This window comes from Verrucomicrobiia bacterium (assembly GCA_019694135.1).
Lineage (GTDB): Bacteria > Verrucomicrobiota > Verrucomicrobiia > JADLBR01 > JAIBCM01 > JAIBCM01.
Map to the genome: position 1 here is coordinate 268,441 of JAIBCM010000004.1, position 7,163 is coordinate 275,603.

Annotated in this window: 9 protein-coding genes and 1 tRNA gene; 6 read left to right on the top strand and 4 right to left on the bottom strand. The window is 40.4% G+C overall.

Annotation, left to right across the window (positions count from 1 at the left end; all coding sequences use genetic code 11):
- Positions 1-28: 28 nt before the first annotated feature.
- The 3 genes from K1X66_07845 to K1X66_07855 form a co-directional block, all read right to left on the bottom strand.
- Positions 29-535 (bottom strand): DUF2335 domain-containing protein, encoded by a 507-nt coding sequence (locus tag K1X66_07845; GenBank protein MBX7158281.1) that lies wholly within the window; start codon positions 533-535, stop codon positions 29-31.
- Position 536: 1 nt separating this feature from the next.
- The gene (locus tag K1X66_07850) at positions 537-764 is read right to left on the bottom strand and encodes a hypothetical protein (protein MBX7158282.1); all 228 of its coding nucleotides are present in this window, start codon (positions 762-764) and stop codon (positions 537-539) included.
- 360 nt (positions 765-1,124) lie between these two features.
- Positions 1,125-1,196, bottom strand: a tRNA-Val gene (locus K1X66_07855).
- 256 nt (positions 1,197-1,452) lie between these two features.
- On the opposite strand from K1X66_07855, the gene K1X66_07860 reads away from it, so the two are divergent.
- The 6 genes from K1X66_07860 to kdsB are packed head-to-tail and all read left to right on the top strand — an operon-like array spanning position 1,453 to position 6,347.
- Complete coding sequence (locus K1X66_07860; protein MBX7158283.1) at positions 1,453-2,403, top strand: GDP-mannose 4,6-dehydratase; 951 nt, start codon at positions 1,453-1,455, stop codon at positions 2,401-2,403.
- Positions 2,400-3,149: a DUF3108 domain-containing protein gene (locus K1X66_07865; protein ID MBX7158284.1), complete on the top strand. Its 750-nt coding sequence runs from the start codon at positions 2,400-2,402 to the stop codon at positions 3,147-3,149. The genes K1X66_07860 and K1X66_07865 overlap by 4 nt, the downstream gene beginning before the upstream one ends.
- A 12-nt stretch (positions 3,150-3,161) precedes the next feature.
- A complete protein-coding gene (locus K1X66_07870; protein ID MBX7158285.1) occupies positions 3,162-4,100 on the top strand; it encodes a hypothetical protein in 939 nt (312 codons plus the stop codon).
- Positions 4,097-5,077, top strand: a complete 981-nt coding sequence (gene rfaE1 / locus K1X66_07875) for a D-glycero-beta-D-manno-heptose-7-phosphate kinase (protein MBX7158286.1) — start codon at positions 4,097-4,099, stop codon at positions 5,075-5,077. The genes K1X66_07870 and rfaE1 overlap by 4 nt, the downstream gene beginning before the upstream one ends.
- Positions 5,070-5,606 carry an HAD family hydrolase gene (locus K1X66_07880; GenBank protein ID MBX7158287.1) on the top strand — a complete coding sequence of 179 codons (537 nt, stop codon included), beginning with the start codon at positions 5,070-5,072 and terminating at the stop codon, positions 5,604-5,606. Before rfaE1 ends, K1X66_07880 begins: the two co-directional genes overlap by 8 nt.
- 3 nt (positions 5,607-5,609) lie before the next feature.
- Positions 5,610-6,347, top strand: coding sequence for a 3-deoxy-manno-octulosonate cytidylyltransferase (gene kdsB / locus K1X66_07885; protein MBX7158288.1), 738 nt, complete (start codon positions 5,610-5,612; stop codon positions 6,345-6,347).
- Between the two features lie 127 nt (positions 6,348-6,474).
- Here kdsB and K1X66_07890 read toward each other — a convergent pair.
- Positions 6,475-7,163: hypothetical protein (locus K1X66_07890; GenBank protein ID MBX7158289.1), on the bottom strand; the 689-nt coding region annotated here is incomplete at its 5' end.

Sequence of the window (7,163 nt, forward strand, 5' to 3'; positions counted from 1 at the left end):
AAAAATCGAACAGTCAATTGCAAGTCTATCACTGTTGCTTTTTACTGGCCAGTTCTTTTTCTTGAAAGATTTTGCCTGTTATAAAAACACTTGTAACACCTAATAGAGTAAATCCTAAAAGGATGCCTCCAACCTTGTCATGATCATACATTGTCAATAAAACACCTGCTATTAAAAATAATATCACCAAAATAAATGCAAATATTTGACCACGTCCGCTTTGATCAGTTTGACGAGGAATGGCGTAAGATTCTAAAGCTCTTCTGTGTTCAGATTGTTTTTTAAATTCTTGAAATATTAAATCGGCTGAACCAGGAACAATCTCGTTAAAAGCTTTTAAGTGTGATGGATGCGGGATGGCCCCACTATAGCTTTCCTGAATAGAGACATTAGTTCTTATAGTCTCAATTGCTAATTTTAGTATCTCATCTACTTTTTCTTTAGGAATATCGTCTAAAGCATGTGGCTTCTTTTGAAGAAGAGCTTCTTCAATTTGCTGAATTTCAGACGAATCCTGTTTTTCCTTATCCGCCAAATTAGTCCTTAAGTTTTGGAGCTACTTTATCTCGATAAACAGAAATGAATGAATTAAGAAGATCTTGAGAAACTACTCCCCAATCTTCCTTAAGAGCTCTCATATCAGCTTCTTCGGGAGTAGAACTAGAATTAAAGCTATAATAATTACCAGCGATACCAAATAGACTGCCAACGGATGTTACAACGTTAGGAGTGCTATACAAAAAATCTGTTCTAAATTGTCCCATAACTAAATATATTTAAAATTTCTGTGGTAACAAGGTTTTGGGAAAAGACATTAACGCGAAATATACTTCTCGACTAGTTGAATTGTCAACTACTTTTACTAATATTTTAATCTAAATTAATCAATTGTTTTAGGGTTAAGCGAATACCTACGAGTGCTTGTGTTTTAAGCTCTTCCATTTGAGGACTACCCCAAAATATTTGCTCCATTACTGGCAAATCTAGTCGCGTTTTATCTCCTGAAGAAAAATCCGCGACTTCCTTATCTATTCTTAATACATGTAACTATTTCCATGTAACCTTTTTACTAAAAAGGCAAGCGGCATCGCGCGGCACCGAGGGTTTTACCTCGTAAATGAGATTGCGCGATACAGGGTTCGAACCTGTGACCTCCTGCGTGTGAAGCAGGCGCTCTACCGCTAAGCTAACCGCGCGCGAGTTGATAGCAAAATCGTAGCAAGTGAAATTCCCATTTGGCAACTGGATTTCATGGATGCTTAAGGTGAATAAAAAAAGTGGGTTCGACTTTTGTCGCGTCAAGGAAAGAGGGAGGGGGACTCCCTTAAAGAAAAACGCGTGTCGAACCCGATATAGATAAGACGTCACCAGGAAAGAAGTGCTTCAAAAAAAATTCTTTTGTCTTTTTACCCTAAGCTTGCCGGTGAGAGAGGTTATTGCTAAGGGAATAAGATGCGTTTTTTAGTAACAGGCGGAGCAGGCTTCATTGGATCACATTTTTGTGATTGGGCATTGCAAGCGGGTCATGAAGTTACCATTATTGATGATTTTAATGATTTTTATGATCCAGCTATTAAACGTTCTAATATTAAAGGGATCATTCGAGACATTCATTTAATCGAGGGCGATATTCGTGACAAGACAGCTGTGAAACGGGCTTTTACTGAGAAGCCTGTGGATGCGGTGGTGCATATTGCGGCGCGAGCTGGGGTGCGACCTTCAATTCAAAATCCGCAATTATATGTGGAAACCAATGTGTTGGGCACTTTGAATTTGCTAGAGGCTTGTCGCGAATTAGAGATTAAAAAATTTATTTTTGCTTCGACCTCTTCGATTTATGGAGTGAATCCTAAAGTGCCGTTTAGCGAGGATGATTTGGTGCAATCGACCATTTCTCCTTATGCTTCGACCAAGCTTTGTTGTGAGCAGCTTTGTTCGAATTATTCGCGTCTTTATGGAATGCAGATTAATTGTCTGCGTTTTTTTACTGTTTATGGACCTCGACAACGGCCGGATTTGGCGATTCATAAATTTGCTTCTGCTTTATTGCAAGGAAAGCCGATTGATCAGTATGGCGATGGCACAACGCGTCGTGATTATACTTATATCGAAGATATCATCAGTGGAATGGTGGCTGCGGTAAATTATGATCAAACTCCTTATGAAATTATTAATTTAGGTGAAAATGAAACAACGACTTTAAAGCGGTTGATTGAGCTCTTGGAGCAAGAGTTGGGAGTTCGCGCTAAAATTAATCAGTTGCCCGATCAACCTGGCGATGTTCCTGTGACTTATGCGAATATTAGCAAGGCAAAACGCTTGTTTGGCTATCATCCTCAAACGAAAATTGAAGCGGGAATCAAAAAATTTGTGAAATGGTTAAAATCATCGGAGAGCTTATGAAGTATTGGTTCCTTGTGATTGTTTTTATTTCTAATGAATTGTATGCCGCACCTTTTCAAGTGGGCGAAAAGTTAACTTACCAAGCGACTTGGGGGCCTTTTGTGGCAGCGGATTTAACTTTTGAGGTGGCGTCACCTTTTCAACCGGATCAATGGCGATTCCAAGGTTTTTGTCGTTCGCGCGGGTTGGTGGAGACTTTTTATCCCATTGAGAGTCGTGTGGAAAGTCGGGCGCTAAAGAGTCCTTTTGTTACTACAAGTTTTTATGAAAATCGTAAAGAAGGCACACGGCGTTTGCATCGCTATATGGAATTAGATTTTCAAAATAAATGGGGTCTTTGGTATAATTATATTTCTGGTGATATCAAGAAGTTGAAATTGAAAGAGGGATCAGCTGTTGATCTTTTTTCTGCTGTTTATTACGCTCGTAGTTTGAATTGGACAAAGGATCAAACGCGTCAAATTAATGTTTTTTACAATGGTAAATATCGTCCACTTTCCTTTACGGCACAAAATTTTCGAGAAACTAATGTGCCTCATTGGGGTAAACAAAAGACATTCGAATTGGTTTGTAGCGAAATTTTTCAAGCAGCCACCGATGTTCGAGGAAAACTTATTGTTATAGCTACTGCGGATGAAAGGCATATTCCCTTGGAAGCACGATTGGATGTCAAATGGGGAACGGTTAATTTGTTTTTGACTCAAGCTGAAAATGTTACGGGTGCTCCTTTAAAATATAGTAAATAAAAAATGAAAAAAATGAATTTCCCAGCATTAGATTTTTCTCGGATTAAAACTTATCCCATTCAGCGTCGTGCTAATAAGGTGAGTCAAGAGTCCTTGGCTAAAGTTTTTCAGCGGGGCGATTCTTTCGCGAAGTTTTATGATTCTTTGCCGCATATTTTGGTGGCGGACGATTTTCGCAATTTAGTTCAAGCGGTTGTGCAAGCGAATCGTGAGGGAAGGCCTGTGATTTTTGCGATGGGAGCGCATCCTATTAAATGCGGATTAAATCCAGTGTTCATTAATCTGATGCAGCGTGATGTAGTGAATGCGTTGATGTTTAATGGTGCAGGAGGTATTCACGATTTTGAGTTGGCCTATCAAGGTGAAACATCGGAAGATGTTTTAAAGGGGCTGGAAGATGGTAGTTTTGGTATGATTGATGAAACGGGACGTTTGATGAATCAAGCTTTTCAAATGGGTAACGAAAAAGGGTGGGGTGCTGGAAAAGCCTTGGGGCAATTTATTTGCGATTATCAATTTTCTCACAAATCTTTGAGTTTATTAGCTACGGCAACTGAACGAAAAATTCCCACAACTTTGCATATCGCGATTGGCACGGATATTATTCATCAGCACCCAACCACTCAAGGGGCAGTGTTGGGAGAAGTCAGCTATCGAGATTTTCAGACGCTGGCGGCGGTGGTTGCTCAATTGGAGGGAGGCGTATTTGTTAATTTTGGTTCGACTGTTATTATTCCTGAAGTTTTTTTAAAAGCATTGACGGTGGCAAGAAATTTGGGGCATAAAGTGGAAAAATTTACTACCGCTACTTTTGATATGAAGCATCATTATCGCCCAGCCCAGAATGTGGTTTCGCGTCCGGTTTCAATGGGTGGTAAAGGTTATTACATCGTGGGACATCATGAAATCATGATTCCCTTGTTCGCAGCTGCTATTTTGGAAGAGCTATGAAAGAAGCCATAAAACAATTTTTAGAATCGTTTCGTGCCAAAAAAATTTTGGTGATTGGCGATATTATGTTGGACGAATTTATCTGGGGAAAAGTTTCTCGTATTTCACCGGAAGCGCCGGTGCCTGTTGTGGAGGTGCAAAGAGAGGAATTTTTTACTGGTGGCGCAGCCAATGTTGCTCGCAATCTCCGTCCTTTTGGTGTTTCCGTTTTGATGATGGGAAGAGTGGGTAAGGATCGGGAAGGAAAACAGCTTTTGCAATTATTGAAAAAAGAGGGAGTGAAAACGGATTACATTTTAAATACTTCCACGCTCCCGACTATCGTGAAAACGCGCATCATTGCCAAAACACAACAAATGGTTCGTGTGGATAAGGAGGTGTGTGATGGTTTATCACAAGAACATTTTGCTCGTATTAAAACGCTGTTGAAAAAGGCACTACCGGAAGTCGACGCGGTCATCATTGAGGATTATGGGAAAGGTTTTGTGACTCAATCATTGGTCGATGAAGTGGCTAAACAATGCAAAAAATATAAAAAAATTTGGACGGTTGATCCTAATCCTAACAATCCTTTGAACTGGTTTGGCGCCACGGCAATTAAACCGAATCGTAATGAAGCTTTTCTTTTTTCGGGCGTTCTCTTTTCCGAGGATAAGAAACAGTTGCAACGCGTTGGGGAAACTTTGTTAAAGCGTTGGAAAGCACAATTGTTGCTCATTACTTTGGGGGAGCATGGCATGCAACTATTTCAAAAGGGAAAATCTTCTTACGCGAGTGCCACCAAAGCGCGGGAAGTTTTTGATGTGTCGGGAGCTGGCGATACTGCAATTGCGATTTTTACTTTGGCATTGTCTGCCGGAGCAACGCCTCAAGAAGCCACAGAAATGGCAAACCACGCGGCAGGTGTGGTAGTGGGTAAATTAGGCACTGCCACTTTAACCGCTTCGGAACTTTTAGAATCGTTTCAACGTGGATAATAAAGCTGTTTTTTTAGATCGTGATAATACGCTGATTGTGGATGTTCCTTATTTAAAGGATCCGACTCAAGTGCGTTTATTTCCTGAAACGCAACAGGAATTGAAACGCCTGAAAGACAATGGTTACTATTTGATTGTTATTTCCAATCAATCAGGAGTGGCTCGCGGACTTTGCACAAGCGATCAAGTTGAAGCAGTAAATCGAGAAATGGAGCGTCAACTTGAACCTGTTGTTTTGGATGCGATTTATATTTCACCCGATGGGCCGGATAATGAAAATTCTTTAACGCGCAAGCCTGCCCCTGGCATGATTTTTCAAGCGCGTGACCATTTTCATTTGAATTTAAAGCAATGCTTTATGATAGGTGATAAAATAATTGATGTGGAATGCGGCAAGAATGCTCAATGTAAGACGGTTCATTTGCGTCGTGATGGCTTGAGAGAAAATATTTGTGGTGCGGATTTTGTAGCAGGTGACCTCACCGAAACAATTAATTGGATTTTAAAACAAGAAAATGCGGAGAAATAAATGATGAAAGTTTTGGGAGTGATTCCAGCGCGTTATGGATCGAGCCGATTTCCGGGCAAGGCTTTGGCATTACTTGGTGACAAACCGATGATTCAATGGGTTTGGGAAAAGACAAAAAAAGCGAAAACAATTCATCAGTTGATTATAGCCACCGACGACAAACGCATTTTTGCAGCAGCTAAAAAGTTTGGCGCTGAAGTGGTAATGACCCGAAAAAATCATCCCAGCGGCACTGATCGCATTGCTGAAGTAGCCCAAAAAATAAAATGCGATCTAGTCGTTAATATTCAAGGCGATGAACCTTTTCTAAATCCCCAATCTATCGACACTGCAGTTAAAGCTTTGATGGCACAACCTCGCTTTCACATGAGCACTTTATGCGAAAAAATCGAAAAATTCGACGATTTAAAAACTCCCAATGTTGTTAAGGTCGTATTTGGTAAAGAAAACCAAGCGCTTTATTTTTCGCGTTATTCCATTCCATTTAATCGTGACCAAATCAAAACCGTCACTCACTATAAGCACATCGGCTTATACGTCTATCGCAAGGAAGCTCTTTTACGTCTGGTTCGATATCCCATTTCTCCATTAGAAAATGCCGAAAAACTCGAACAACTGCGTGCCTTGGAAAATGGTTATCGCATTTACGTCAAACCTATTACTTATTCCGGCTTTGGAATTGACACCCCACAGGATTTGCTTAAAGCCAAAAGATGGTTGAAAATAAAATCTAACCTTTAGCATTTTAGTTTTTTTTCATGGCTGATTTGTGAAAAGATGAGCTCTAAAATCCGTTAGTCAAGATCTGACCCCGTTCACCCCGTTCAGACGTTCACTTAGCCCCATCAGTTTATCTTACATCTTTTCCTTATCTAAGACAGTCCACAGCATTATTTATGAAATTCACATTATGTTCCTGAGTGTAATCAGCAAATAGCTCTACTGCAAATTCTGCAAGTTTCTTTTGAACAACAGGGGCTTTAAAAAAAACTAGTCTGTTAAAAGGAATTAGATTGTATATTGCTTCGGTATTTTTTCCTTCAGTGTAGTAAAGGTAACTGTTTACACCAGTAGCAATAACACCGATAACAACCGTTGGTGCGGTTGGGATGAGTGCCGCATAACTTAAAATATCAAGGCCTGTATGAGTATCTAAATTAATTATAAATTGATAAGTAACAGTATCAACCGGTTGACCCGTCCAAGCTTGTCGAAAACCGGCTTGAATGTTGTCAAGACCATTTAAAGCAAGTGCCCCACAGCCTAGAGCAAGGCCACCTCCCTCCGATCCTCCAATACAAACACCCCCGGCCCCTGCTTCCAGTAATCCTCCTAAAACTTGAAGACCACCAAAAATTCGAGTTTCAAGCTCTGAAGGCTCACCTGTATCTGTATATTTTGTTGGATCAACGGCAATCATTAAAATAAATAGCCCCAATGGATCAATGCCATTCACAGGATCTCCGTTGCAATAAGCAAAACGATTCAAACTAAGAGGATCGTAGGTGTTTCCGAGGAGGATGTCTTGGTTGAGGAAGCGGTGGAGTTGGGGGCAGT

Bases quoted from the DNA above. Each gene is read 5' to 3' on its own strand.
- K1X66_07850 (MBX7158282.1), bottom strand. From the start codon at position 764: ATGGGACAATTTAGAACAGATTTTTTGTATAGCACTCCTAACGTTGTA.
- K1X66_07860 (MBX7158283.1), top strand. From the start codon at position 1,453: ATGCGTTTTTTAGTAACAGGCGGAGCAGGCTTCATTGGATCACATTTT.
- K1X66_07865 (MBX7158284.1), top strand. From the start codon at position 2,400: ATGAAGTATTGGTTCCTTGTGATTGTTTTTATTTCTAATGAATTGTAT.
- K1X66_07870 (MBX7158285.1), top strand. From the start codon at position 3,162: ATGAATTTCCCAGCATTAGATTTTTCTCGGATTAAAACTTATCCCATT.
- rfaE1 (MBX7158286.1), top strand. From the start codon at position 4,097: ATGAAAGAAGCCATAAAACAATTTTTAGAATCGTTTCGTGCCAAAAAA.
- kdsB (MBX7158288.1), top strand. From the start codon at position 5,610: ATGAAAGTTTTGGGAGTGATTCCAGCGCGTTATGGATCGAGCCGATTT.